Source organism: Acidimicrobiia bacterium (genome assembly GCA_035471805.1).
Taxonomy (GTDB): domain Bacteria; phylum Actinomycetota; class Acidimicrobiia; order Spongiisociales; family JAHEDJ01; genus JAHEDJ01.
Genome location: DATIPS010000017.1, coordinates 23,477 through 48,581 on the forward strand (window position 1 = coordinate 23,477; position 25,105 = coordinate 48,581).

The 25,105-nt window shown below is 64.0% G+C and carries 26 protein-coding genes and 1 pseudogene; 15 read left to right on the forward strand and 12 right to left on the reverse strand.

Annotation, left to right across the window (positions count from 1 at the left end; all coding sequences use genetic code 11):
• Positions 1–26: 26 nt before the first annotated feature.
• From VLT15_03870 to VLT15_03880, 3 genes are all read right to left on the reverse strand, one after another.
• Entirely contained in the window at positions 27–500 is a 474-nt protein-coding gene (locus VLT15_03870) for a hypothetical protein (protein HSR44354.1), read from the reverse strand.
• A 218-nt stretch (positions 501–718) separates the two neighbouring features.
• On the reverse strand, positions 719–1,039 hold the full coding sequence (locus tag VLT15_03875; GenBank protein HSR44355.1) for a metalloregulator ArsR/SmtB family transcription factor: 321 nt from the start codon (positions 1,037–1,039) through the stop codon (positions 719–721).
• Positions 1,040–1,067: 28 nt separating this feature from the next.
• Positions 1,068–2,045, reverse strand: a complete 978-nt coding sequence (locus VLT15_03880) for a permease (protein ID HSR44356.1) — start codon at positions 2,043–2,045, stop codon at positions 1,068–1,070.
• A gap of 182 nt (positions 2,046–2,227) precedes the next feature.
• Here VLT15_03880 and VLT15_03885 point away from each other — a divergent pair, with 182 nt between their 5' ends.
• The gene (locus VLT15_03885) at positions 2,228–3,247 is read left to right on the forward strand and encodes a methionine synthase (protein HSR44357.1); all 1,020 of its coding nucleotides are present in this window, start codon (positions 2,228–2,230) and stop codon (positions 3,245–3,247) included.
• 46 nt (positions 3,248–3,293) lie between these two features.
• Here VLT15_03885 and VLT15_03890 read toward each other — a convergent pair whose 3' ends face one another.
• Entirely contained in the window at positions 3,294–3,899 is a 606-nt protein-coding gene (locus VLT15_03890; protein HSR44358.1) for a LuxR C-terminal-related transcriptional regulator, read from the reverse strand.
• A 211-nt stretch (positions 3,900–4,110) separates the two neighbouring features.
• On the opposite strand from VLT15_03890, the gene VLT15_03895 reads away from it, so the two are divergent.
• The 4 genes from VLT15_03895 (at position 4,111) to VLT15_03910 (ending at position 8,199) form a co-directional block, all read left to right on the forward strand.
• A complete protein-coding gene (locus tag VLT15_03895) occupies positions 4,111–4,932 on the forward strand; it encodes a hypothetical protein (GenBank protein ID HSR44359.1) in 822 nt (273 codons plus the stop codon).
• Positions 4,933–5,041: 109 nt separating this feature from the next.
• A complete protein-coding gene (locus VLT15_03900; protein ID HSR44360.1) occupies positions 5,042–6,247 on the forward strand; it encodes a RimK family alpha-L-glutamate ligase in 1,206 nt (401 codons plus the stop codon).
• Positions 6,247–7,209 carry a succinylglutamate desuccinylase/aspartoacylase family protein gene (locus tag VLT15_03905; protein HSR44361.1) on the forward strand — a complete coding sequence of 321 codons (963 nt, stop codon included), beginning with the start codon at positions 6,247–6,249 and terminating at the stop codon, positions 7,207–7,209. The genes VLT15_03900 and VLT15_03905 overlap by 1 nt, the downstream gene beginning before the upstream one ends.
• A 333-nt stretch (positions 7,210–7,542) precedes the next feature.
• Positions 7,543–8,199 carry a GerMN domain-containing protein gene (locus tag VLT15_03910; protein HSR44362.1) on the forward strand — a complete coding sequence of 219 codons (657 nt, stop codon included), beginning with the start codon at positions 7,543–7,545 and terminating at the stop codon, positions 8,197–8,199.
• 51 nt (positions 8,200–8,250) lie between these two features.
• Here VLT15_03910 and VLT15_03915 read toward each other — a convergent pair whose 3' ends face one another.
• Positions 8,251–9,723: a DUF2867 domain-containing protein gene (locus tag VLT15_03915; protein ID HSR44363.1), complete on the reverse strand. Its 1,473-nt coding sequence runs from the start codon at positions 9,721–9,723 to the stop codon at positions 8,251–8,253.
• Positions 9,724–9,793: 70 nt separating this feature from the next.
• Complete coding sequence (locus tag VLT15_03920; GenBank protein HSR44364.1) at positions 9,794–10,933, reverse strand: acyl-CoA dehydrogenase family protein; 1,140 nt, start codon at positions 10,931–10,933, stop codon at positions 9,794–9,796.
• Between the two features lie 152 nt (positions 10,934–11,085).
• Between VLT15_03920 and VLT15_03925 the strand changes: the two genes are divergently transcribed.
• Both VLT15_03925 and VLT15_03930 read left to right on the forward strand, forming a co-directional pair.
• On the forward strand, positions 11,086–11,724 hold the full coding sequence (locus VLT15_03925; GenBank protein HSR44365.1) for a hypothetical protein: 639 nt from the start codon (positions 11,086–11,088) through the stop codon (positions 11,722–11,724).
• Between the two features lie 146 nt (positions 11,725–11,870).
• Positions 11,871–12,431, forward strand: coding sequence for a hypothetical protein (locus tag VLT15_03930; protein HSR44366.1), 561 nt, complete (start codon positions 11,871–11,873; stop codon positions 12,429–12,431).
• A gap of 63 nt (positions 12,432–12,494) precedes the next feature.
• Here the strand turns inward: VLT15_03930 and VLT15_03935 are convergent, their stop codons facing one another.
• Positions 12,495–13,322 (reverse strand): nickel-binding protein, encoded by an 828-nt coding sequence (locus VLT15_03935; GenBank protein HSR44367.1) that lies wholly within the window; start codon positions 13,320–13,322, stop codon positions 12,495–12,497.
• A 183-nt stretch (positions 13,323–13,505) separates the two neighbouring features.
• On the opposite strand from VLT15_03935, the gene VLT15_03940 reads away from it, so the two are divergent.
• Complete coding sequence (locus VLT15_03940) at positions 13,506–13,838, forward strand: hypothetical protein (protein ID HSR44368.1); 333 nt, start codon at positions 13,506–13,508, stop codon at positions 13,836–13,838.
• Between the two features lie 67 nt (positions 13,839–13,905).
• On the opposite strand, the gene VLT15_03945 is transcribed toward VLT15_03940, so the two are convergent.
• Entirely contained in the window at positions 13,906–14,409 is a 504-nt protein-coding gene (locus VLT15_03945; GenBank protein HSR44369.1) for a hypothetical protein, read from the reverse strand.
• A gap of 89 nt (positions 14,410–14,498) precedes the next feature.
• Between VLT15_03945 and VLT15_03950 the strand changes: the two genes are divergently transcribed.
• The gene (locus VLT15_03950) at positions 14,499–15,671 is read left to right on the forward strand and encodes an MFS transporter (protein ID HSR44370.1); all 1,173 of its coding nucleotides are present in this window, start codon (positions 14,499–14,501) and stop codon (positions 15,669–15,671) included.
• 71 nt (positions 15,672–15,742) lie between these two features.
• Here the strand turns inward: VLT15_03950 and VLT15_03955 are convergent, their stop codons facing one another.
• Positions 15,743–16,195: a nitroreductase/quinone reductase family protein gene (locus VLT15_03955; protein ID HSR44371.1), complete on the reverse strand. Its 453-nt coding sequence runs from the start codon at positions 16,193–16,195 to the stop codon at positions 15,743–15,745.
• A gap of 126 nt (positions 16,196–16,321) precedes the next feature.
• Between VLT15_03955 and VLT15_03960 the strand changes: the two genes are divergently transcribed.
• Positions 16,322–16,747, forward strand: coding sequence for a VOC family protein (locus VLT15_03960; GenBank protein HSR44372.1), 426 nt, complete (start codon positions 16,322–16,324; stop codon positions 16,745–16,747).
• A 351-nt stretch (positions 16,748–17,098) separates the two neighbouring features.
• Here VLT15_03960 and VLT15_03965 read toward each other — a convergent pair whose 3' ends face one another.
• Positions 17,099–17,665: a hypothetical protein gene (locus VLT15_03965; GenBank protein ID HSR44373.1), complete on the reverse strand. Its 567-nt coding sequence runs from the start codon at positions 17,663–17,665 to the stop codon at positions 17,099–17,101.
• Positions 17,666–17,704: 39 nt separating this feature from the next.
• Here VLT15_03965 and VLT15_03970 point away from each other — a divergent pair, with 39 nt between their 5' ends.
• From VLT15_03970 to VLT15_03980, 3 genes are all read left to right on the forward strand, one after another.
• Positions 17,705–20,683 carry a hypothetical protein gene (locus tag VLT15_03970; GenBank protein ID HSR44374.1) on the forward strand — a complete coding sequence of 993 codons (2,979 nt, stop codon included), beginning with the start codon at positions 17,705–17,707 and terminating at the stop codon, positions 20,681–20,683.
• A 52-nt stretch (positions 20,684–20,735) separates the two neighbouring features.
• Positions 20,736–20,915, forward strand: a complete 180-nt coding sequence (locus VLT15_03975) for a hypothetical protein (GenBank protein ID HSR44375.1) — start codon at positions 20,736–20,738, stop codon at positions 20,913–20,915.
• 153 nt (positions 20,916–21,068) lie between these two features.
• On the forward strand, positions 21,069–22,052 hold the full coding sequence (locus tag VLT15_03980; GenBank protein HSR44376.1) for a Gfo/Idh/MocA family oxidoreductase: 984 nt from the start codon (positions 21,069–21,071) through the stop codon (positions 22,050–22,052).
• 66 nt (positions 22,053–22,118) lie between these two features.
• On the opposite strand, the gene VLT15_03985 is transcribed toward VLT15_03980, so the two are convergent.
• Positions 22,119–22,556 carry a CoA-binding protein gene (locus VLT15_03985; protein HSR44377.1) on the reverse strand — a complete coding sequence of 146 codons (438 nt, stop codon included), beginning with the start codon at positions 22,554–22,556 and terminating at the stop codon, positions 22,119–22,121.
• Positions 22,557–22,770: 214 nt separating this feature from the next.
• Here VLT15_03985 and VLT15_03990 point away from each other — a divergent pair.
• Positions 22,771–24,135 (forward strand): annotated as a pseudogene (locus VLT15_03990) (OFA family MFS transporter).
• A gap of 43 nt (positions 24,136–24,178) precedes the next feature.
• Positions 24,179–24,307: a hypothetical protein gene (locus tag VLT15_03995; GenBank protein HSR44378.1), complete on the forward strand. Its 129-nt coding sequence runs from the start codon at positions 24,179–24,181 to the stop codon at positions 24,305–24,307.
• Between the two features lie 57 nt (positions 24,308–24,364).
• Here the strand turns inward: VLT15_03995 and VLT15_04000 are convergent, their stop codons facing one another.
• Positions 24,365–25,039: a haloacid dehalogenase type II gene (locus VLT15_04000; GenBank protein ID HSR44379.1), complete on the reverse strand. Its 675-nt coding sequence runs from the start codon at positions 25,037–25,039 to the stop codon at positions 24,365–24,367.
• Between the last annotated feature and the right edge of the window lie 66 nt (positions 25,040–25,105).

The following is a 25,105-nucleotide window of genomic DNA, read 5'->3' on the forward strand; positions in this document are numbered from 1 at the left end:
CATCCATGAAGTTCGACGTCGACGCCCTAGCTGATCAGCTCCTCGCTGGCCCAGACGGTGACGAGCACCGTCTCGGGGACCTCTGGGCCGAGCATCCCGAGGTGATCCTGTTTCTCCGCCACTTCGGCTGACTGACTTGTCGGGAGCGGGCCGGTCAGGTCCGTGAGAGATACGACGAGATTCTCGACACCGGTGCGGGTGTCACCGCCATCGGCACCGGCGGTCGGCGCTACGCCCAGGCTTTCATCGAAGACGAACAGGTTCCGTTCCGTGTCCTGCTCGACGAAGAGGGAACCGCGGCCGAAATAGCGGGCACGAAGAAGCTGGGAGTCGGAACGATCGTCTCCCCGTCGGCCTGGGCATCGGCGGCGAGGAGCTTCGCCAAGGGACATCGTCAGGGGCGCACGGGCCGCCGGCCGTTTCAACTCGGCGCAACGCTCGTCATCGGCCCCGGGAATCAGCTCCTCTACGCCGACTACGAAGACCACGCCGGCGACCATGCCGACATCGACGAGGTGCTGTCGGCCATCCTCGCGTCAAACGAGGGATAACTCCTTCCCCGATCCGGCCGGGCGATCTGAGCGGATCGACGACGATTTCTGCTCTGGCGGACCCGGACCTCCCTCCGTCGGGCCGGACAAAGCGGGTTTCTCGTCCTGATTTGCTGCACGGTTCCGTCGATCCGCCCTCGGTCAACCAGGATGATCTCTTGAGGCGATCACGCGCCCAGGGCGCGACTCAGAATGCCGAGCCGCGCCGGGATCGGCCGGTAGTAGACCCACCTGCCACGTTTCTCACTCTCGACGAGTCCTGCCGAGCGCAGGACTTTCAAATGGTGACTCACAGTGGGTTGGGAAACCCCGAGAGGGTCGACCAGATCACACGCAGCGCAGGCTTCGCCGGTCGCCGCGATCAGGCTGAGCAGCCTGAGCCTGGTCGGGTCGGCGAGTACACCGAACCATTCGGCAAGCATCCCCGCTTCCTCCGGTGCCAGAGGCTCGTCGAGTAGAGGGGCGCAGCATTCGATGACGGTTTGCATGTCGGGGTCCTTTCGAGTTTGCGCCTAATCAGAGCAGGAGCTGACCGAGCCATCCCATTGCGAGTGCTCCCGCGAACAGTAGTGCCACCACCAGACCGACTACCCGCTTGCGGGCGATGATGAACAATCCGCTGATCGCCCCCAGGCTGGTGCCGGCTCCGGTGACGAGGAAGGCAAGAGCCGGGCCGGCCCCCATGCCACCGTCCATCAGAGCAGTCAGCAAGGGCAGCGACGCTTCGGTGCTGAGGTAGGCCGGGATGCCGATCAACGCGGCCAGCGGCACGGCCAGCAGCGAGTCTCCGCCGAGGTATTCGGTGATCCACTCGGTGGGGATCGCTTCGATGACGAGATATCCGGCGGCCGTGAACCCGAGGAAGAAGATGAGGAGTTTGCGGCCGACCGTGCGCAACTCGAGGAGCAGTTCATCGAGTTTCCAGCGCCGGCGCAGCGAGGGGAACTCCATTGTGGAGGCTGCCCCCGGTCCGATGCTCGCAGCGACCGGTTCCGTGATCGCGCAAGAGCTGGACGTGCAGGCTTCTCCGTCTGCTGCCCGGACGCGGGCCTGGCCCTTCAGCCAACCGGCTTTGTCGAGGACTGCTGCGACGCCGCCGGAGGCGAAGCCGAGCACGATGGTTCCTGTGAAGAACAGAATCGCGAAGGGCCATCCGAGGAGGCCTGCAGAGAAAAACAGTTCCGAAGGGCTGGTCAGAGGGGAGGCGACCATGAATGCCACCAGCGGCGCCCACGGTGCCGAACTGGCCAGCATCCCCAACAACACGGCGGTTGTGCCGCAGGAGCAGAACGGGGTCAGGGTCGCCACCAGCACTGCTCCACCGACCGCGATGGCGGTGCGTCGGCTCAGCATCCGGGAGGCGCGATCGGTACCGACGTACACGGAGATCATCGCCGCAGCGATCACGGAGATCGCCAGAAACGGCCACACGCGACCGAGCGTGGTCAAGACATCGCCCAGCACACGTCCTAAGAGTTCGGGCAACCAGTTCATCATGACGTCCTTTATATATTGATGGCTATCGATGCGATCATCCCACATATATAGATAGATGTCAATATGTTGTTCTGCGGACCGAACCCCCTCAGTGATGCCCCAATGAGAGCCCGAGGACGGGTCGGCGTACCAGCGGTGAAGGGATGACGCCGTCCCGTCGGTGGCGTACGATCTAGGGCATGCTTACCACCACCATCGCAGGAAGCCTTCCAAAACCCTCCTGGCTCGCCCCACCCCGGGAACTGTGGGCGCCGTGGCGCCTCGAAGGTCACGAGCTAACCGAGGGACAGCACGACGCCGTGAGCATCGTCGTCCGCGATCAAGAACAGGCAGGGATCGACATCGTCAGCGATGGAGAGCAGACCCGTCGCCACTTCGTCACGACCTTCATCGAGGGCCTGGATGGAGTGGATTTCGAGCATCGGGCCACCGTGAAGATCCGCCAACGGTACGACGCGTCCGTTCCGAGAGTGGTGGCCCCGGTCGCCAGGACCGCACCGGTCTACGTGGAGGATGCCCGGTTTCTTCGAACGCAGACCGAACGGCCGATCAAGTTCACGCTTCCCGGCCCGATGACCATGGTCGATACCCTGGCCGACGAGTACTACCGGGACCGTGAGCAGCTGGCCATGGCGTTTGCAGAGATCCTCAATGCTGAGGCCCTCGAGCTGGAAGCGGCCGGCGTCGACGTGGTCCAGTTCGACGAACCCGCCTTCAACGTATACATGGATGATGTGCAGGCATGGGGAGTGGCGGCACTCGAGCGCGCCGCCGCCGGGATAGAGGCGAAAACGGCGGTGCACATCTGTTACGGATACGGGATAAAGGCCAACATCGACTGGAAGGGCTCCCTGGGCGAGGAGTGGCGCCAGTATGAGGACATATTCCCGGTGCTCGCCGCTTCGGCCATCGACCAGGTCTCTCTGGAGGTTGCCAACTCGCACGTCCCCGTCGAACTCCTCGGACTGCTCGAAGGCAAGGACCTGCTCGTCGGTGTTATCGATGTTGCGACGGATGTGATCGAGACGCCGGACCAGGTGGCGGCAGTCATCCGCACCGCCTTGCAGTACGCGCCGCCGGACCGGATCTTCCCGTGCACCAACTGTGGGATGGTCCCGCTGAGCCGTGAGGTTTCCCGCGGCAAGCTCCGGGCACTCGGCGCCGGCGCCGGGATCGTGCGCCGAGAACTCAACGGCTGAAGACCACTGTGTCTGCCGATGGGGGTAGACGATTGCCGGAGGGCGTCTACAGCAGTCCGTTCCTGGTTGCCCAGACGATTGCCTCGGTCCGACTCGTGACGCCGATCCGCTGGTACATCCGCGCGAGTATTCGAAACATCTCGCGCTCCGAGTAGCCGGCCCGGCTTGCGATCTCGGGAACGGTGACCCCCTCCGTCAGGGCGCGCAGCCATCCCAGTTCGGCTTCGTCAACCCATGCCCCCGGATCGGTCGGTGGTGGAACCCGGGCCGCCATGGCCCTGGCTATCTCCGCGGGAAGCACCGCCAGCCCCTCCATGGCCCCCTCCAGGGCGTTGACGAGGTGCTCCGTTGGATCCTCCTCTCCCACCGCCGTTATCGCGCCGAGACGGATCACCTCGGCGATTGCTCCAACGTCGGGATCCGGCGAAATGCCGACGACGGGGATGTGGGGGTGCTCATCGCAGAACGTCCGCACTGCATCCTTCATAGCGTCGTCCCGAACGACCACGACGATACCGGCACCACCGACTCCGGGCGTCCACGCCTCCAGGTCATCGATCGGGACCGGCTTGAAGCCGGCGTCCTCCAGAACGGAGATGAGCCCTCGCTGAACCGTCGGGGTTCTCGCTACTACTCCGATTCGCTTCTGCATGGAGGCAGCGTACCTGCGCAGCAGGGCCCTGCCGGGCGAAAGGCGGGACCCTGCCAAATGTGGGCAGGCCACCCCGATCGTCTGTCGTGGACCGGCGGACTCCGCGCAGGGGATGATCCCGTCAGCGCCTCGACGAGTCGGGGCTGGTGACCGGGAGGTCACGCGGGTTCGATAGTCGTAACCCCGCATGCTCGAATAGAGGAGGAGCAACATGTCCGATCAAGGTCTTGGATCCCGGGTGCAGAACGGTATCACCGGGTTGCTGAATGGAACGGGAAGCATCGTCAAGGGTGCCGCGGATGTGGCGCGGGATGCAATCGTGACCACCGTCAAGGGTGTTGGAGACATCGGTGGAAGTCTCTCCGGGACCGTCGGCCAGGTACTCGGCGGCGCACTCGATGCCGTCGGCGAAGTAGGCACCGGGCTGGTTCGTACGGTGAAGGGTGTCGTCGTCGGCGTCGTTCAGGGTGTCGGTGAAGTGGCAACGGTCACAGTCGGTGTGGTCTCCGACACTGTGCGGGCTGCCATCAAGGGAACAGGCGCCATAGGCTCGGATGTCGCCAGAACAGCCTCGGCAATCGCCGAAGGCGTGATCACCGCCACCAAAGACACCGGTGTAGGGCTCGCGGAGGGTGCGGTCGCCCTCGGCCGTTCGGCCATCGGAGGCGTCAAGGAGATAGGCGGAGACGTCATTGCCACCGCCAAGGGAACGGTGTCCGGCGCAGTGACCGGCGCAGCCGAGGTCGGAGGCGACGTACTCGATGCAGTCCGCAGCACGGCCAGAGGCCTGGTCCAGGGTGCGGGCGAAGTTGGGGCCGACGTTGTCGACGTCACGACCGGCGCAATCACCGGCGCCATCGAAGGGGCCAAGTCCATCGGCATCAGTGCTGAGGAAGCCGCTCAGGCAGCCGCCGCAGGTGCCCTCGAAGCTGCTGAGGAAATCGGCGAAAAGGCGGTTCACGCAGTCACCGATGTTGCAGCCGGCGGTGTCGGCGGCGTGAAGAACATTCTCAAGGGCGGTTCGGAAGCGTAGGTAGTCCGGCCACCCGGAACGCCGATCGGGATGGATCCTCCTACAGTGGGGGATCCATCCGCGATTGCACAAAACCGCCGCTGGCGGCAATGACCCACTTAGGAGCCAGATGAAACTCGCCATCCTCTCCCGGGCGCCGGGCGCCTACAGCACGCAGCGCCTCGTGGCCGCTGCCGAGGACCGGGGACATGAGGTCAGGGTGTTGAACACACTGCGGTTTGCCATCGACCTCGCAGGCGACGAACCCGACCTCCAGTACCGCGGCAAACCAATCAGCGACTACGACGCGGTGCTCCCCCGGATAGGTGCCTCGATCACTTTCTTCGGACTGGCGGTAGTGAGGCAGTTCGAGCAGATGGACGTCTATACGCCGAACACTGCGCACGGCATCGCCAATTCACGTGACAAGCTCCGGTCCATTCAGATTCTCTCCCGTCACGACATCGGCATCCCGGCCACGACGTTCGTCCGGGACCGCGCCGATGTGCTGGCGGCGATCGATCGTGTCGGCGGTGCCCCGGTGGTGATCAAGCTCCTCGAAGGCACGCAGGGGATCGGGGTGATCCTCGCCCCGGACAAGAGGGTCGCCGAGGCAGTCATCGAGACGCTGCAGAGCGCCAAGCAGAACGTACTCATCCAGCGGTTCGTCTCAGAGAGCAAGGGCCGGGACATCCGGGCTCTCGTGGTGGGCGACCGCGTTGTCGGCGCAATGCGACGCACCGCCATCGGTGATGAGTTTCGTTCCAACGTTCACCGCGGTGGAACGGCTCGGGCCATCGAGATCGATCCAGAGTACGAGCGGGTCGCGGTTCAGGCCGCCCAGATCATGGGACTGCGGGTGGCCGGAGTGGACATGCTGGAGAGCAAAGACGGACCGCTGGTGATGGAGGTCAACTCGTCCCCCGGCCTCGAAGGGATCGAGGGCTCGACCGGGCTTGATATCGCAGGTGCCATCGTCGACTACATATCCACCCAGGTGAACTTCCCCGAACTCGACATTCGCCAGAGGCTCACCGTTTCCACCGGGTACGGGGTGTCCGAGATACACGTGAGAGAGGGCGCCGACATCCTCGGCAAGGCCATCAACGACTCGGGTCTGCGTGAGAGAGACATTGTGATCCTCACACTGACGAAGGGAACGAGGGTGATTCCGAATCCGCGAGGCGAGCGCGTGCTGGAAGCAGACGACCGATTGCTTTGCTTCGGGAAGCTCGAGTCGATGAAGGAACTGGTCCCCGCCCGGCGCCGCCGCCGCTCCCAGCCGAAGGTGCAGCCGTTGCCGGACGATCCGCTGCACGAGCACGAAGCAGTCTGATGCCTCCGAAACGAGCACCCTTCAAGATCGCCGGTCACCAGGTGAGCGGCGGTCGTCGGAAGAAGATCGAGATTCCGATCGCCAAGCTGATGTCGGGTACTTCGGTCTCGCTGCCGATAATCGTCTGGCACGGGAAGACCAAGGGGCCGACTGCCTGGATCAGTGCCGCCGTCCACGGAGACGAGATCGAAGGTGTCGAGATCATCCGCAGGGTCGCCAATCGGATAAGCGCCCAGCGGATGCGGGGAACCGTCATCGCGATCCCGGTAGTCAACGTGCACGGTTTCAACACCGGAGATCGCTACTTGCCGGATCGTCGAGACCTCAACCGCTCCTTCCCCGGTTCCAGACGCGGGTCGCTCGCCTCCCGCCTCGCTCACCTCGTGATGGATCAGGTCGTGAGTCGGTGCGACTACGGGATCGATCTTCACACCGGATCGGATCACCGCACGAATCTCCCGCAGATCCGTGCGGACCTCGACGACTCCGTGACCCTCCGGCTTGCCCAGGCCTTCGGTGCACCGATCGCGCTGCACTCGATGACGAGGGATGGTTCGCTGCGCCAGGCCGCCACCGAGAGAGGCGCCAAGGTACTCCTCTACGAAGGTGGGGAGGCGTGGCGATTCGACGACAACTCGATCAAGGCAGGCGCCGCCGGGGTCCTGCGGGTACTGGCCGCCACCGGATTCATCGATCCCGTCGCTCCCGATGTCGAGCCTTCGCTCGTGGCGAGATCGTCGAAGTGGATCCGTTGCGGGCGGAGCGGCATCATTCAGCGCGATGTCGAGCTCGGGGAGCGGGTAACAGCGGGCGAGGTTGTCGCCCGCATTCATGACACCTTCGGAAAGAAGCTGGGGGAAGTCAAGTCGGGAACCACCGGATTGGTGATCGGTCACACGCAGCACCCGCTCGTCAATCGCGGAGACGCGATCGTGCATGTGGCGGAGGTCGAACCGGCGTGAACCAGGCCCGTCGATCCGTGTGAAACCGCCTCTCGCGGGTTCACGCCGCCGGCCCGCGACGCATTCGCAACGCCATCTTCCGTCGCGACACCGCTGCCCCGGCAATGTTCGGCCTGCCCGAACCACCGTCCTCCCCGGCATCCGGAATCAGGGTGGCCTCATGCGCCCCACGGCGATGGGCGGGACTCCTTGCGGCGACTGCACCCGGATTGAGGTTGCCCGGGCCGTTCGGACATTCGAATGTAACGGTTTCGTTACCCGCCCGTGACCTCCACGAGACCCCGTGGAGAGATGATGGGGTTGCATCTCATAGGCGATGGAAAGAGACCTGCCATGAAGAAAACCCGGTCTGCTCTCGTAATGACGGTCGCCCTCGTGGTTGCCGGGTGTTCATCGGCGCCGGATGCGGACACAGGGGCGTCCGGGACCGTGTTGCCGGCCTCGACGACTTCCACTGCGCTCACGACCACCGTCGTCGAGTCATCGGTGACTACGACTACCCGGGCATCCGATCCCGCCGACGGCGTGGCCGTGACGACGTCGCCACCGCCCGGACAAGTAGCCACGGTCGAAGTGCTGGTCTACCTGCTCGGAGGACCCGACGCCGACCCGGACGGCTTCGACTGCGCGGCCGTCTCTCCCGTCGTGCGCAACGTCCGCCCGCCGGCGTTGCTGAGGGGGGCCTTCGAAGCCCTCCTTGCCGGACCGACCGACGAGGAGCGGGAGGCGGGCTACGACAGCTGGTTCTCCTCCGACACGGGCTGGTCGCTCGGGTCGGTGACGATCGTGGACGGTGTTGCCCGGATCGACTTCAGCGAGGATTCCCCACTCATCAACAACGCCTCGACCTCCTGCGGGAGCGCAGGCTTCCTGGCCCAGCTGGACTCGACGGCACTGCAGTTCCCGACCGTCGATGAGGTCGTCTACTCGTTCGGCGGCGACCCCGCTCCCTTCTACGAGTGGCTGCAAAGGGATCCGCCGGAGGCCTGAAGCCCGGATGACGTCCCGGAACGGTCATCCGCGCCGGGCCGGGAGAAGGTCCTAGCCGGAGTCGGGCAGCTGCTCTTTTCCTCGCTGCTCAGCAGCGCGGGCGATCTTTCGTGCCATCTGCCTGAAGATCGTCGAGTGAAACGGCAACATCGAATACCAGTACAGCCGGCCGGTGACACCACGCGGAGCGAATCGGGCGGACTGGATCAGACTCGAGCCTTCCGGTGTCTCTTCGATCGACCATCCGAGCCAGGCGGTGCCGGGCACTTTCATTTCGGCTTGCAGCAGGAGCCTGCCTCGCTCGGCGTCGACTTCCGCTACCCGAAAGAAGTCGACCGTCTCCGCCGGTCGAAGCTCCTCCGGATCGCGGCGACCCCGCCGCAAGCCGACGCCTCCGATCAGCTGGTCGAACCAACCACGAATCGTCCAAGCCCAGTTCATCGTGTAATAGCCCACATCTCCACCGATACGGCTGACCGCCCAGAACAGATCGGCTTTGGAAGCCGTCGACGCAACGACTCGCCGATCGATTTCCATCCTTGCTCCGGACCAGGCCGGATCGTTCGGCATCGGCGCGGCCGGAGTGGTCACAGCATCCGACCAGCGAGTCTCGACCTCGGCATGCGAGACTCTCTCCAATGCCCGCCGGACTGCTTCTCGATAGGGGAGAAGCGTGGACGGCTCGAATCCGGGCGGCGAGTCATGCGTAACCACCACGTTGTTCAGCAGGCTATCGATGAGCGAGCTGCTGATCCCGGAGGGAAGCGGAGTCGCGAGAGCAACGAACAGTGAGGAGAGGCGGGCACTGAAGATGGGGAGCGGAATCACAACGCGCTTCCTCAGACCCGCAACTACTGCGTATCCCTGCATCAGTTCCTCGTAGGTGAGGATGTCCGGTCCGCCCACGTCGTAGACACGGTCGACCGGCTCCGGCTCGTCGATCACCGAGACCAGTATTTCGAGAACGTTGCGGACTGCGATCGGCTGACAGCGCGACCGCATCCAGCGAGGTCGCATGATCACAGGAAGGATCTCCGTGAGATGCCGGATCATTTCGAACGAGACCGATCCGGAGCCGATGATCACCGCTGCACGAATCTCGGTTACCGGCGTACCCCCGGAAGCGAGTATCTGCCCTACTTCCTGGCGGCTGGCGAGATGGGCCGACAGTATGTCCGCGTCGGAGCCGAGGCCCCCCAGATAGACGATCCTTTTCAGGCCGGCCGTTTCCGCCGCCTCAGCGAAGTTCCGGGCCGCCTGCCGGTCCAGCTCGGCGAACCGGCCGGCCGAAATGCCCATGGCGTGAATGAGGTAGAAGGCCGCATCACATCCTGCAAGAGCAGATTCGAGGGTGTGGGGAGCAAGCGCATCCGCCGCCACGACCTCGACCCGATCCCGCCAGGGGTCGAGGGTCAGCTGGTCCGGGTCGCGGGTCATGCAGCGGACCTCGAACCCTCCGTCGAGGAGCCGGGGGACCAACCGACCGCCGATGTAGCCGGTCGCACCGGTGACCAGAACCTTCATGAAAGGAAACTACCGGGAGCACAGACTCCCGGCACCCTGTCCGCCGGGATTCCTCTCCGATGGCCGTCGGCTAAAGACCCAGGGACCGCCCGATCAGCTCCTTCATGATCTCGGTCGTGCCGCCGTAGATCGTCTGAACACGGCTGTCGGCGAACATCCTGCTGATCGGATACTCCGTCATGTAGCCGTAGCCGCCGTGGAGTTGCAGGCACCGGTCCATCACCTTCACCTGCAGTTCGGTTGTCCACCATTTGGCCATTGCGGCGGTGTCTGCACCAAGCCTGCCTTCGTTGAGTTCGGTGATACAGCGGTCGACGAAGTTCTGCCCGATCTCGAGCTCGGTGGCCATCTCGGCCATCATGAACCGGTTGTGCTGGAACTTCCCGATGGGCCGCCCGAACGCCCGGCGCTCCTTTATGTAGTCCATCGTCACCTCGAAACCTCGCCGCACCGCGGCCATCGCCATCACGGCGATCACGAGCCGTTCCTGCGGAAGGTTCTGAACCAGATAGAAGAACCCGGCGCCCTCGGCGCCCAGCAAGTTGCGGGCCGGTACCCGCACATCCGTGAAGAACAACTCGGACGTGTCCTGTGCTTTGAGGCCGAGCTTTTCGAGGTTGCGGCCCCTCTCGAAACCTTCCATTCCGCGTTCGACCACGAGCAGGCTCAACCCGCCGTGCGGATCATCAGACGTGCGGGCAACGACGATGACCAGATCGGCGAGTTGACCGTTGGTGATGAAGGTCTTTGCCCCGTTGATGACGTAGTCGTCGCCGTCTCGCACGGCTCTCGTGCGGATGGCGGCCAGATCGGAGCCGGTGCCCGGCTCCGTCATGGCGATCGCTCCGATCGTCGTGCCTGCCACCATCGCCGGGAGCCAGCGTCCCATCTGCTCCTCGGTACCGAGCGCGGTCAGATATGGAACCACTATGTCGGAGTGAACACTGAAACCGGGTCCGCTGGCCAGCACCCGGGCCTGCTCCTCGATGAGAACCGCCGGGAAGCGGAAGTCATCGACGGCCGGCCCACCGAACTCCTCGGGAACGGTGTGTGCGAGGTGACCCTGGGCGCCGGCCTTCTCCCACAACTCCCTGGGCACCATTCCGGCCTTGTCCCATTCATCGTGAAACGGCGCCACTTCCTTCTCGAAGAACTCCCGGGCGGCAGCCCGGTAGAGATCGTGTTCGTCGGTGAAGATCGTGCGCGACAGCATGAGTCTGATCCTCGCAGATCCGGAGGAGTCTCGACCGCGCTCTGCCGCTCTTTGGACACAAATCGGCTCTGTGGACCTGAGCCGGCCCTCGGTTCGCCTCTATTCATCTGCGCCGGATCGTGATGCAATTGATGCAGAAGGAGTCAGAGGTGAGCCGCATTCGAGGTGCTCGCAAGGTTGGCTTGGGCGCCCTCCTCGTCGGCCTCGCCGTTGCCTGTACTCCGCCTCCCCCGCCCTCGGCGGCGACGGTCGCCCTGGAGGGGCGTTTGCTGACCGAGGCGGACGTCGGGAGCGGCTTCGCTGAGGAGAGCCGGGGCCGGGCCGGGGTGAGCGGGGGAATGATCTGTCCCGAGGCGGACTTCGAAACAGCGGATGTGGGAGTCGTTCGAGTCGCATTCGTTCGAGGGTCCGGCCGGGATGAGATTGGGCTGGACCAGGTGCTCCGGGTGGCAGAGCAGGGGGAACTCGACCGTCTGTTCGTCGGAATGAGAGACGCCTACGAGGCATGCTTTGGCGTGGTGTGGACCGACTACGGCGACACCCGGATGGTCGAACCCTTGATGATCCCGGAAGTCGGCGATGATCGAATCGCGGTTCACGCCGTGCGCGGCGACCCACCGTTCGACGGGCGGCACGACGACGATCGAGGCGTGATCGTCCGATCGGGAGACATCTTGATCGAGATAACCGTCTCGGAGGTGCACGACAGTGCTCAAACACCGCCGTCCCTGGGCGACGAGGAGTTCCTGGGGATCGTTGCGAAGGCGCTGGAGAAACTCACCGGCTGAGACCGGTGAGCCCAACGCTCTCCGTTTTCTCGGCAATACTGTGGTTCTCCACGCGCATCAGCATTGCTGAGAAAATGATCGGTGCGGAACCTCTCGCCCATGGGCTGCGTCAAAGGGGGGATCAGACATAAACGAAGGGATCAGACATGAATACTCGTTGGATTCGAGCACTCGCCCTGCTGGCGGTGCTTTCTCTTGCTCTGGTTGCTTGTGGCGACGGTACGGTCGACGAAGCACCGACCGCTTCGTTGCCGCCTGCCACCGGTGACGATCAACCACCCGCCGCCTCTGGGGCCTGTCTAGAAGGCGAACCCGATTGCGTCGATACCGGCGTCGTGAACGCTCCACCGCTTCCCCTCGAAGACGAGGAGCCGAATGTCGTTTCCGGCGGAGGCGCAGTCTCCGGCGGTATGACCGTCAACGGTGGACTCGAGGTATCCGAGGCTCTGGCGACCGACGCGGTCGGCATCATCGCCGTGCAGGGCTACCTGCTCGATGACGGCACCGGCGCCCTGCTGTGCGAAGCCCTGGCCGAGTCGTATCCACCCCAGTGTGGAGGCGCTTCGATCCCGGTCACCGGCTACGAAGAGGCCATCGATGTTCCGCTCGCCAACGCTTCGGGCGTGACGTGGACGGATGATCGCGTGACGTTGTTCGGGGAAATCGTCGAGGGCGTCCTCGTCGTAGACCCGACCGTCGCCGGCTGAGCCCCGATTCTTCTCCGTGATGCGGCCGTCACTTGCGACGGCTGCATCACGGAGAGACGGTCTCTAGGCGCCCTCGGCCTGCCAGTCCACCTCGTACAACGGGACGGGGTCCGGAAAACCCTTCAGCCCGATGGAGCCCTGCGCCACGAACCGGTGGGTCTTCCCGATGGCGAGATCCCGCACCGGTCCCGATACGAGGGTCTGCCCTCCGGCCGCGTGAGCGCAGATACGGGCGGCCAGGTTGACGGATGCGCCGAACAGGTCCTCGCTGTCTTCGACCGGTTCACCTGCGCTTATACCGATCTTGATCGACATCGGTGGTCCTTCCGCCGACTGCTCGGCGCAGTTGCGCTGGATGTTGTTCGAGGCTTCTACTGCTCTCGATACCGATACAAAGCTGGCGAGAATCCCGTCGCCCGTATGTTTCACCTCTCGACCGCCGAACCGCCCAAGGGCGGTTCGGACGAGGTCGTTGTGGCGCTGGATCAGGCCGAAAACCGCCTCGTCGCCCAGGGTCGTGCTGACGTTGGTCGAGCCCTGGATGTCGGTGAACATGATCGCCCGGAGGGCTGAATCCGGACGCCCGTCGATGAGAACACGGTCGTTACCGTCCGTTTCGGTGCCGCCCATGAACTGAGACAGGGTCGGTGCGCCGACCTCGATGACCTCATGGGGCATGAGACCGTGCGCAGCCTTGTGGCAAGCGACCAGCGAATCGACGTCCGGTGACTCAGCGAGACAGAAGGCTTTCCCTTGAGGATCCGAGAACCAGTAACTCAGGAACCGAACACCGAACTCGTCCTGCACCTGCAGGTCGTGTCGATGAGCTTCCGCAACATCCTCGGGCGTCGCGTCGCCCAGGCCGGGGTGGACATCCATGTATATCGGCATGCGGCGATTCTAGGAGGTGGGCAGCCCTACCGGCCCGCCGGCAGTCGAACGGGGGAGGCAACGGTGGCCGGGCACGGCTCGACGCAAGCTGGTTGCCGCCGCCGGCTGCGGAGGCGCCCCCCTTGGGGGACGCACCGTCGAGGGCCGACGATCAACCTCGACCAGGCTGTAATCTGTTGCCCCATGACCTCCGGAAATCTGTTCGACGCCGCCGTCAAAGCCCTTGACGATTGTGACGCGGCGCTCGGCAAACTCGACAAGCTTTGTTGTGAACCGGGCCGCAGTCCGAGCATGAAGGCTCTTGCGAGGACGCTGGCGGCGGCACGCGCCGGCCTCGATGATCCCGGCGCCGACATGGACGGCACGTTGGCTCACCTCGAGGATGCCGGCGCGCAGGTGGGGAGACTCCAGGTGGGATGTTGCACGCCGGTCCGGCTGCCTCTGTATGCGACTTTTCTGGAGGGTCTGACGACCGCGCAGCTCGCCATCAACCGGTCGATGGGCCTGGGTCACTAGACCTCTGAGAGTCCGGCGTGCCGAGACTCGGGTTTCGCTTCAGCCGTCGACCTGCCCGTCATCGTCGTTATGAGACGGCGATGGGACCCTCAGTGCCGGTGACCGCCCAACCGGCATCGGACAAAGTGAGCCGGTAGGTCAGCCAGGTTCCGCACACGCCACCGCACCAGAGCGAGACGGGCACCAGTGCGTCGTCACCGTCGAACGACACCTCGCCGACACCGATGATCACTGCGCCTTCGATCGTCGGAGAGAGGTCTTCGGTCTGGAAGTCGCGGGGGTCGTCGATCCAGCGGACCGGACCGAATGGCTCGACCGCAAGCTCGACCGCCGCCCGTTCTTCGTCGGTCAGTTGGCGGGCCTCTGCACCGCCGTCCGCGGTCGGGTTACCGGCGAACGGGTCGAGGCTCGATTGGATCAGGTATTCCGTGAACGGCGGGGGACCGTCCCCGAACGTGTGGTTCTCGGTTATCAGTTCGTGTACCGCCGCGGCGAGGATCTGAGGGCTCTCGTCCGGGCGAGCATCGGACTCGCCGGAGCCGCATGCGGCAGCGAACAGGGAAAATGTCACTGCCAAAAGAAGGTATCTCATGGTCTTGAGACGTACGGGCCCCACTCCAGGTTCCCACGGATCGAGCCACGGCCGGTTAGCGTCGGATGGTGACCGTTGAACCAGCCACAACGGATGACGACGAGTTCCAGACCGGCCGGGTCGTGACGATCGCCGCCGGGCACGCCCTCCACGACACTTTCACTGCTTTTCTGCCACCGTTGCTTCCCCGCTTCATCGAAAAGCTCTCTATCTCAAACACAGCTGCCGGGGCGCTGTCGGCGTTTCTGCAGATCCCTTCACTTCTCCAGCCGTTCATCGGGCATCTCGCCGACCGGACGACCTTGCGGTGGATCGTGGTTCTGGCCCCCGGAGTCACCGCGACCGCCATGAGCATTCTCGGCTGGGCGCCCGGTTACACCCTGCTTGCCCTCCTTCTCCTGGTCGCCGGGCTTAGCGTTGCCGCTTTCCATGCCACTGCGCCCGTTGCCGTGGGCTATCTGTCCGGAACGAAACTCGGGCGCGGCATGGGGCTCTGGATGGTGGGTGGCGAGTTGGGCCGCACTCTCGGGCCGATCGTGGTGGTCAGCGCCCTCGCTTTGATGTCCCTCCAATCGATGGCGTTTCTGGCGATCGCCGGTGTTGCAACTTCGGCGATCCTCCACTTCCGTCTCCGTGATGTGCCGCTCCGCACCAAGAGCGACGGTGAGCAGATCCATTGGAAGACGGCCGTGCTGGCGATGCGGGGTGTGATGGGGCTCCTGGCAGCCCTCGTCGCAGTTCGCAGCATGATGATGATGGCGGTCACGATCTTCCTGCCCGTTTTCCTCACGGATGAAGGAACGAACCTGTGGCTGGCCGGCGCCGCCCTGTCCATCGTCGAAGGGGCGGGTGTGGCCGGCGCCTTTGCCGGCGGATGGATGAGCGATCGGCTCGGCAGGAGGACCATCCTCCTATTCGGGCACCTGGCCGCACCGGCCGCCTTGCTGCTGTTTCTCGTCGCGGAGGGCTGGGTGCGGATCGCGTTGCTGCCCATCATCGGGTTCACGCTGCTGGCGATTCCGCCGGTTCTGATGGCTCTGGTGCAGGAACAGTTCCCCGATTCGAGAGCGCTGGCGAACGGCGTGTTCCTGTCGGTGAACTTCGCCATTCGGTCCGTTGCCGCCGTCGTCTACGGAGCAGTTGGCGATGCTTTCGGACTCTCCACCGCCATGGTCGTCGCCGCGATCGCCGTCTTTGGAGGAGTCCCGCTGATCTGGCTCCTGCCCCGGGACCGAGCCTAGGCGTCGCAGGTCCCGGAGAGTCCCGGCGCTCGTTCGGCCACGTCCCTGACGATCAGGCCCCCGTTCGAGCTCTACGGCTCCAAGTTGCCATCTGGTACCAGGCGGATGACCGGCATGACCCTGTCGGTCTTCCGTTCATACTCACCAAAGAACGGCATTGCGGCGACCAGCTTGGACCAGGCTGCCGATCGTTCCTCGCCTTCGAGTGTCACGGCGGTCGCGGCGTGGAACTCGGCCTTGTCCCGCACCCAGACGTTCGGGTCGGCTGCCAGGTTCGAATACCAGGCGGGGTGGGAAGCAGCACCCCCTTTCGAACCGACAATGAGAAGGTTGCCACCGTCGCGCACCGATACGAGGGGAACTCTCCTGATTCGTCCGGATCTCCTCCCGCGCACGTAGAGAATGATCAGGTTGTCGGCGAACGGGTGCTCCACATCGGATCCGTCACTGGCAACATATCGCTGTGCCTGGTTGGCAACGTACTCTGACGGGCTGTCGACGGCCTGCGACTCGATATCGTGCATTGACTCTCCTCGTTGGCTGTATCAAGGCAAGCCGGGGTGCTTTGATTCCCTACCGAATCCACAGCCACCCCGTGTCGCCACTTTCGGGGATGAGTCTGACAGACTCGAGCGAAAGGGAGGTGTCTCTTGTCGATCGTTGAGGGACTCGGAGGTTTGTTCATTCAGAGTGCGGACCCGGGAGCGCTCGCCCACTGGTATGAAAGCCACCTGGGGATTCAGTTCGAAGAGCATCCTGATGGAGGCTCCTACTACGTCGTGTTTCAGACGCGTGACGTCCAGTCCGGGGAGGTGAGAGAGAATCCGGTATTCGCCATTGAACCGGCGGCGGGCCGGCTCGCTCCACCGGAGGAGCGCGGACTCACTTTCAACCTCCGGGTCGGCGACCTCGAGGCGGTCCTGGAGCGGCTGACTGCTGCAGGGCTGGATGTGGAAGACCGGACTGTGGTGTGGGAAGGCGGCAAGCACGGCTGGATGCGGGACCTGGACGGCAATCGCGTCGAACTCTACGAGGAGATCCCGCTGCCGCCGGACTCGCAGTACCGATCGACCTGAGCCCCCCTTTTCAGACGGGGTTTGAATATGGTTGAGCCCCTCCCGGGCGGGAGGGGCTCAACGGCCGAACATGTCCGTGGCTATCGACGTCCCAGGCGACGGAGCACCAAGAATCCGCCTGCTCCGCCTGCGGCGGCGGCAAAGACTGCGGCAACTATCTCTATCCCGTTCACGGTTACTTCCTTCGATTCACGCCGAACCGGGAGGTTCCCGGATGAAAGGTCCCGTCTTTCGATGCGGACAAGACCAGACGTGAGCTACTCACTCGGCTTCGGTTGTACCCGGGAAATGCTACGACGAAACTGGATATAGGCGACAATCGGGCGGGCGGGCCGGTCACGGTCTCGGCCGTCAGCCGACCCCCCGGCCCATGGCGAACAGCATCGCAGAAAGCAGAGCTGCACTGGTCGCGACCGTCACCAACCACAAACGGCGATTGATTCGGAACATCGGCGCCCCCATCAGGATGATGCTGCCGAAGAAAAGACTCACGTACGGAACAAGGACGGCGGGCACCGCAGGAGATCGAAACTCAACTTCGAGCCAGTACTCCACCACGAGCTGCATGACCACGAAGGCGTCGAAGACGGCCGGGCCGATCAGAAAGCGCCGGTCGGTACCGCGGCGGGCGAACTCGACCAGTGCAAATGTGGCAGGAACAGCAAGGCCGGCGATCGCGATGCCGGCGGCCCGCTGTATCTCATTGCCCTGAACACGACTGACGAAGCCGACCGCCTGAAGGAGGTTCACCAGGTTCACGACAACCCAAACCGTCAGGATCGCACGTCGTGGGATCTCGCCGTCCCTCTCCAGGGTCCATCTGCCGGGCACGAACTCACGATCGCACAGGCTTGCCCTGACGTCCAGATGATCCGAGCGCATATAGGGCTTTCGGCCCTGCCGACCGCGAAAAGTCAATGTGAGTATTCCCGCCGGAGGACAACCTCGGGAGGAACTTTGGCGAGCAGATTCGCTACGGCCTTCTTGGCCGTGCTCATCATGGCGTCCGGTTTCGTGGTCGTGACGCCGGCGCCCGCAGAAGCCTGGAAACCACCGACTCACCTGTACGGGGTATGGCTGGCGGTTCAGGATCTGCTCGACGACGGAGCGCTCGATCTGCAAGCCTCCGACGGCGCCGTGTACACAATCCCCGCCAACCCGGTGATCGAGGAAGCCCTGAAGGCGAATCTCCCGGCGTTCTACGCCGGCGCGATCGGCCCGGACGCCTATCCAGACATGCTCTTCGGTCAGGGCCTCATTCACCCCGACACTCTCACCCACAACGGCGATCACCCCCAACTCGAAGCTGCCCCACCACCGCAGACTTCTCAGAGCTACATGTGGGCCGACCATCTCTGGAAAGCGGCCTGGGTCTCCTTCGAGTCGGCCCGAACAGAGCAAGCTCGGACGAGCGCCCTCACCAATATCGCCTTCGCGCTCGGTTACGCAGCCGGGCATTACAACGGTGACGTGTGGGCCCACACCTGGGTCAACTCCCTTGCCGGCGGTGTGTTTCCCGACTTCACCGATCTGGGCAACGCGGACATCTCGATCCGGCACGTCATCGTCGAGGGCTACACCGACAAACACCGGCCGGGGTTCGAATCAGATGCGGGGTTCGGTGTGGACGCTCCTGAGAAGTTCATTGCCGATCAGCTGATCTTCTCCGACTTCGCACGCGAACATGCCGACCCGATGCTGGTGATCGGCATGTTCGGGAAGATGGCCGAGAGGATCGAAAACCGGATCGAACGCTTCGAATACGACATTCGAACCCAGGACTGCATCAAGCTCACCAAAGAGGGCGAGAACTGCGTCGAGGAAGAGATACCGGGTGGCGACGGCGAAACCGGATTCGTCTGCAAGCGGCAACCGTGCGCTCCCGACCCGACGGACGCTCCCATCGACTTGATAGAACTTGCCTCGCTCAAACTGCGCCTCGAGTATTCGAAAGCCTGGCTCAAAGACATCCATACCGGGCTCGAGGAATGGGTGGGTATCTGGGACGATATAGCCCGTGAAACGTTCGCCGGTCAGAAACCCGAGTTCAGGGTTGTCAAAGAGCACATCAAGGAGTGGGTGTTCAAGCACTTCCTCTCCATGATCGGCTTGCCCGACTTCGTGGGGGGCGGTATCTACCTGGGGATCAAAGGCGTCGAGTACCTCTTAGGTTTGTGGAGCTCCGTGATGGGCTGGTTGTGGGACCAGGCCGAGAAGATCCCGGGCATCGGCGATCTCGTTCACTGGTTGCGCGAGCAGATCAACCTGGGAATCGAGAAGCTGAAGGACGGCCTCCTCAAGGTCGCCGATCGGATAACCGGGCTCCTGGTCACCGGTGCTCTCGGAATCGCCTGTCCGGCTGCGGAGCTGGGGGAGGAATACGGTTTGGTTCAAGACCCGGCACGATTCTGTCTCTCGGATGAAGTCTTCAACGCAATGGACGGCGACCAAAACGGGATACTGCTTCCAAGTGAGATCTTCAGGGTCTTCTCCGAGCCGGAGGAGTTCATCGAGGATCGCGCCCTTTTCGTTGTGGGCACCCGTGCGATGATCGATGAGGCGATGAATCTGGCCCCCAAGTGCGCAGACTTCGACGGCGCGGGAACCGCTCGAGAGGCGTTCTGTGACTACGACCCCGCACTGTTCGGTCCCCTGGCCAACACGATCACGCTGGCCAAGCTCGGTATGCTCGACGACGTCGGCCTCAACCAGCTCGTCCGGGACATGGCCGGCGATCAGAGTCTGGCCGACGTCTATCACCCGGTGCTCGAAACGCCCATGAGGATCCCAGGCAACGTGATGCTCGGTTGGCCGAAGTCCATCGACGGCGAGTATCAGTGGCGCACAACGTCGCCCAACGATGGGCGTTCATACGGCACGGGTGAAATGTGGCTGTGGGAAGACTGTGTGGCAAGAGAGGCCGTGTTCCGGCGACTGTTCCGCGAGCCGGTTCCCGGTGCCCCCGGATTCATGGACTTCATCGGCCCGCCCCCCGATACCCCTCCGCCGTGGAGCGTTGAGGACCCGCCCACGGGCATCGCTGACGCGATCCCGCCCGTAACCGAGATCCTGTACGGCGCTCCGCAGCGCATCGTGGATGGAGTTGTATACGTGACGTCCGGAACCGAGTTCGTTCCGATCGCTTCCGATAACCACTATCCGGGGAGTGAGATCGTTACCTGGCTGCGCCTGTACCCGGCCGATACGCTCGCAGGAGACAAGCCGGACTTCCATCTGGCGGGAAACGAACCCGATCGGGGTCCCGTTCCCTTCAGCATTCTGGGCGGCGACTTCGAGTGGACCCTCGAGTTCTTCTCTGTCGATGACCGCGGCCTCTGCAATGCCGAGTCGCCGCGTACTCTCGGCTATCGGTTGGACAATACGCCACCGCAGATCTCTGTTGCCGATCCGGTCGACGGCGCCGTTCTGGGCACCGACACCACGGTGACCTTCGATTTCTCGGCGGACGACGGAACAGGTTCCGGTGTGGAAGTGCTCTACGCAACGTTCGGTGACCTCGTCGTCGAACCCGGGACGGTGGTTCCCACGTTTGGATTCGTTCCCGGCTCCTACATCCTCTCGATCACCGCTATCGACGCTCTCGGCAATGCCAGCTGGGACAACTCAACGCAAGTGACCATCGATTCGGCGCCGTCTGAACCCGATCCGACCCTGGACCCTCCTCCGGCACTTGATCCCATTGTCCCGATCGACGTCGGCTCGGAACCCGTCGCCGGTGACGGTGGTGGCCTCGATATCGGTCCCGGATTCGACGGGAACCCCGACCTGAGTGTTGATCCGGTCATCGTTCCCCTGGCCTCCACCGGGTCGGATGGCGGATCCGCACTGGGTCCGCTGCTTGCCGGCCTCGCCGCCCTCCTGCTGGCAGCCGCAGTCTGGGCGAGCACAGTCGTGCGGAGACGAGGTCGCAGTTGAGAGGCCGACGATCTTTTCCCCCTGATCGAATCAGTAGACAGAAGGAGTAGACATGTTGCGCCTGAGCGCACCAACCAGGAAGACTTTTGCGATTGCCGGGCCCGCCATCGTCCTGGGAATTCTGGCCTGGGTAGACGTACTGGATATGGGAATCTCCCCCGACGCGGCGTTCTGGTTGACCGCGGCAGGGTCGGTTCTGCTGCTGCTCGGCAACCTCTTCAATCGGCTCTAGAACTTGCCGGAATCTGCACACGTAGACTCTCAACCGGTGTAACGCCTGCACGACTTACCCTCGGTGTGCCGGGACGGACCCTGACGGTGGCCGCCCGTCGAAAGAGTGCGGGCCGGCGGCTTCCCGTCCCGAGCGGCCGGATGAGGAGTTGACATGAAAACAGTGCGCTGGGGCATCCTCAGCACCGCCCGCATCGGAACCGGCAAGGTCATTCCTGCCATCCAGCGGGCCGCCAACAGTGAGGTGGTGGCGATCGCCTCCCGCGCTCAGGGCCGGGCGACGGCAGCCGCCTCCGAGTTGGGGATTCCGCAGGCATACGGTTCCTACGAGGAGCTGATCGGGGCGACTGACGTCGATGCCGTCTACATACCGCTCCCGAACCACCTCCATCTCGAGTGGACCATCCGCGCCGCCGGCGCGGGAAAGCATGTCCTGTGCGAGAAGCCGCTGGCGCTCACCGCAGCCGACGCCCGGCGGATGGTCGACGCGTGCGCAGCTGCGGATGTGAAGTTCATGGAGGCCTTCATGTACCGGCTGCATCCCTCTTGGGTGAAGGTGAGGGACCTGGTGGCCTCCGGGGCGATCGGAGACCTGCGGGCGATCCAAACTCGTTTCGCCTACTTCAACGACGATGCTGCCAACATCCGCAATCGGCTGGAGACGGGTGGCGGTGCCCTGATGGACATCGGCTGTTACGCGGTGAACCTGGCGCGCATGCTCTACGGGAGTGAGCCGACCTCTGTCTCCTCTGCCGTCCTTCGCGACCCTCGCCTCGGCGTCGATATCGTCACTTCCGCACTGCTCGAGTTCGGTGACGGCCAGGCGGCTTTCACCGTTTCCACCCAGGCAGAACCCGATCAGCGGGTCCACTTGATGGGGACCTCCGGACGTATCGAAGTGGAGATACCGTTCAACATCCCGCCGGACCGCGAGACGCGGATCTTCGTAACGGCGGGCGGCGATCCTCCGGCGGATCCCGACACCGTAACGATCACATTCCCGGCAGTCGATCAGTACACGATCCAGGCTGAGTTGTTTGCCCGCGCGATCCTCGACGACTCATCGGTTCCGACCCCTCCCGAAGATGGTGTCGAGAACATGAAGGTGGTCGAACGGATCTTCGCGGCAGCCGGCTAGAGCGCTGGGTGGAGCGGTCGCAGCGGATACAACGGACGGCAGGCGCCGGCGCTCTCGCCGCAGCGGTCAGTCTCCGTGGCGCGGCCCCGGGCCCAAGCCGAGTTTGGCGTGCATCTGTCCCATGCAACGATCCATGACGACGGTCATGCCGGCCCCGGCGGCCACGGCGGCGGCTTCCTCCGAGATCACGCCGATCTGCATCCAGAAGACGCTTGCACCAACGGCAACTGCGTCGCGGGCGATGTCCGGAGCTTCCTCCGACGGTCGGAACACTTCGACCACGTCGACCGGGTCGGGTATGTCGCGCAGTGTGGCATAGGAGGTCTCGCCGAGTACCTCGGGACGGTTCGGATTGACGGGAATTACTCGATACCCCTGTTCCTTCAGGTATCTGGGGACGAACCCGGCCGCCTTGTTGGTGTCGGGCGATGCGCCGACGACGGCGATTGTCTTCGCCTCTGCATAGATTCGCTGAAGGTCACGGAGGGTTGCCTGGGTCGCCATAGTGGGCCGGATCCTAGTGAGTCGTGTCCCGGCGCTGCCTCTCAGGCTCCATCTGAAGGGGCGGCGGGCGGGCTGCAGCCTTCAGCACCGGGCTCATCGTCGAGTGGTTTGCATCCGAGCGGGACACGGTCTCGAGGCAAGATCAAACGAGGTTACCGGAGAGTAGATTCGGGAGTGGAGGTATCCGGTGACCGGGGCTTCAACCCCAACGATCATGCCGCCTTTGTCCCGCCGCTTGGCCTTTCTCGATAGGGAGCACATAGTCGCCCGCCCCGGGTTCAACCGGTGGCTGGTGCCACCGGCCGCTCTGGCGATTCATCTGTCCATCGGCCAGGCGTACGCATACAGCGTGTTCAAACTGCCTCTCACCAGGGCAATCGGAGTTTCCGAACCGGCGGCGGGCGACTGGACGCAGACCCAGATCGCCGTGGTGTTCACGATCTTCATCGTGTTTCTGGGCCTCTCGGCCGCCGTTTTCGGGCACTGGCTCGAAAGGGTGGGTCCGCGCTGGGCGGGGGTCGTGGCGGCAATGTGCTGGGGTGGGGGGTACCTGATCGCGGCGCTCGGCGTGGCGACCCATCAGTTGTGGCTCCTCTATCTCGGCAACGGCGTAATCGGTGGCTGCGGGCTGGGGCTCGGATACATCTCGCCCGTCTCGACGCTCATCAAATGGTTCCCCGACCGACGGGGCATGGCAACGGGTATGGCGATCATGGGATTCGGCGGTGGGGCGTTGATCGGTGCGCCTCTGGCCGATGGATTGATGAACAGATTCTCCACACCGACCTCGGTCGGAGTCTGGCAAACCTTCGTGGTGATGGGCTTGGTCTACTTCCTCGCCATGCTTGCCGGGGCCTTTGCCTATCGGGTGCCGCCCCCCGGCTGGATGCCTCCCGGATGGAAGCCCGATGAGAAGCGAGCCGCCATGGTCACCACACGGAATGTTCACGTTCGGGAAGCCTGGAAGACCCCTCAGTTCGCTCTCCTATGGGTGGTCCTCTGCACGAATGTCAGCGCCGGCATCGGGGTGCTGGAGCAGGCCTCGCCGATGATCCAGGAAGTGTTCGAAGGGGGCGTCGGCGCCTCGGCGGCGGCAGGGTTCGTGGGCATCCTCTCGCTGGCCAACATCGGCGGCCGGATCGGGTGGGCGAGTCTTTCGGATCGGATAGGCCGCAAGCCGACCTACTTCACGTTCTTCGCCCTGGGCATAGCGCTCTACTGCGCGGCTCCGGCGGCCGGTCGAATCGAGAGCGTGCCGTTGTTTGTCGCGATCTTCTTCGTCATCCTGACGATGTACGGAGGCGGGTTTGCGACCATTCCGGCCTATCTGGCGGACCTGTTCGGGACCCAGTACGTCGGCGCCATTCACGGGCGGCTTCTGACCGCCTGGTCGACCGCCGGGGTGATCGGCCCGCTCTTGATCAATCGTTTGCGCCAGAGTCAGATCGACGCCGGCGTTCCTGCCGCCGATGCCTACAACAAGACGATGTATGTGCTCGCCGGGTTGCTCGTGATCGGCCTCATCTGCAACCTGTTCGTCAAGCCGGTGGCCGATCGCCATTTCATGGTGGAAGACGAATCTCCGGCTCTCCTTGCAGACAATCCGGAAGGAGGTACCGGCGGTGCTTCGTGAGTGGGGATCGAAGTTGTGCCGCAACTGGGTGGCGGTCCTCGCCTGGACGGCGGTCGGGGCGCCCCTGTTGTGGGGGATATTCCAGACCCTGAAGACGGCCGCCCAGCTCTTCGAGTGACCGTTTGATGCTGTCCGGACCCGGGTTGCCAACCCCGGTCCGCCCTCGTCGGTTTCGTCAGTCCGCCAGTCGCTCCAGCAGCCGGTCCGTGACTTCGGTCAGGTCGGCCCCGGTCACATCGGGCGGGCGGTGGCCCGGTGAAAACCACTGACCCGGCCTGGCCAAGAAAGCCCCTTTGTATCCGACGCGCATCGCTCCGGCGATATCCCAGTCGTGGGCGGCGACCATCCACAACCTCGACGGACCTATGCCGAGCTCGTCGGCTGCCATCTCGTACGGTGCGGGGTGCGGCTTGAAACGCCGGGTCGGTTCGACCGACATCACTCGATCGAACCGGTCGATGAGGCCCGTGTTGGTGAGCTGGGCGTGCACCGTGTCCGGAGGAGAGTTCGTCAATGCGGCCAGCGTGATTCCGGCGGATTTCAGCCTATCGAGCGAGGCCGCAACGTCGGGATGAGCGGGCAGTTGCACGATCATGCCCAGGATCGATGATCTGGACCGGTCGTTCAGGTTGACCCCACGCCGACCTGCCACGACCTCGAGCGCCTCTCCGGCGAGTACCCGGAAGTCCCGGTAGGTGTCGGTCGTGGAGACGACCATGCTGAGTTGGAGGAGCTGCGTGAACCATTCGCGCCGGACGCTCGCCTCGCCGAAGACCTCCTCGAAGGGGCCGTCGAGAAAACTCAAGTCCAGCAGTGTCTCGTTGACGTCGAAGACAAGGGTGTGCGCCATTGGGCCCCATCGTAACGACCCCCGCCTCTATCCGTTTTCGCGCGACATTCGGACCCTATGGGTACC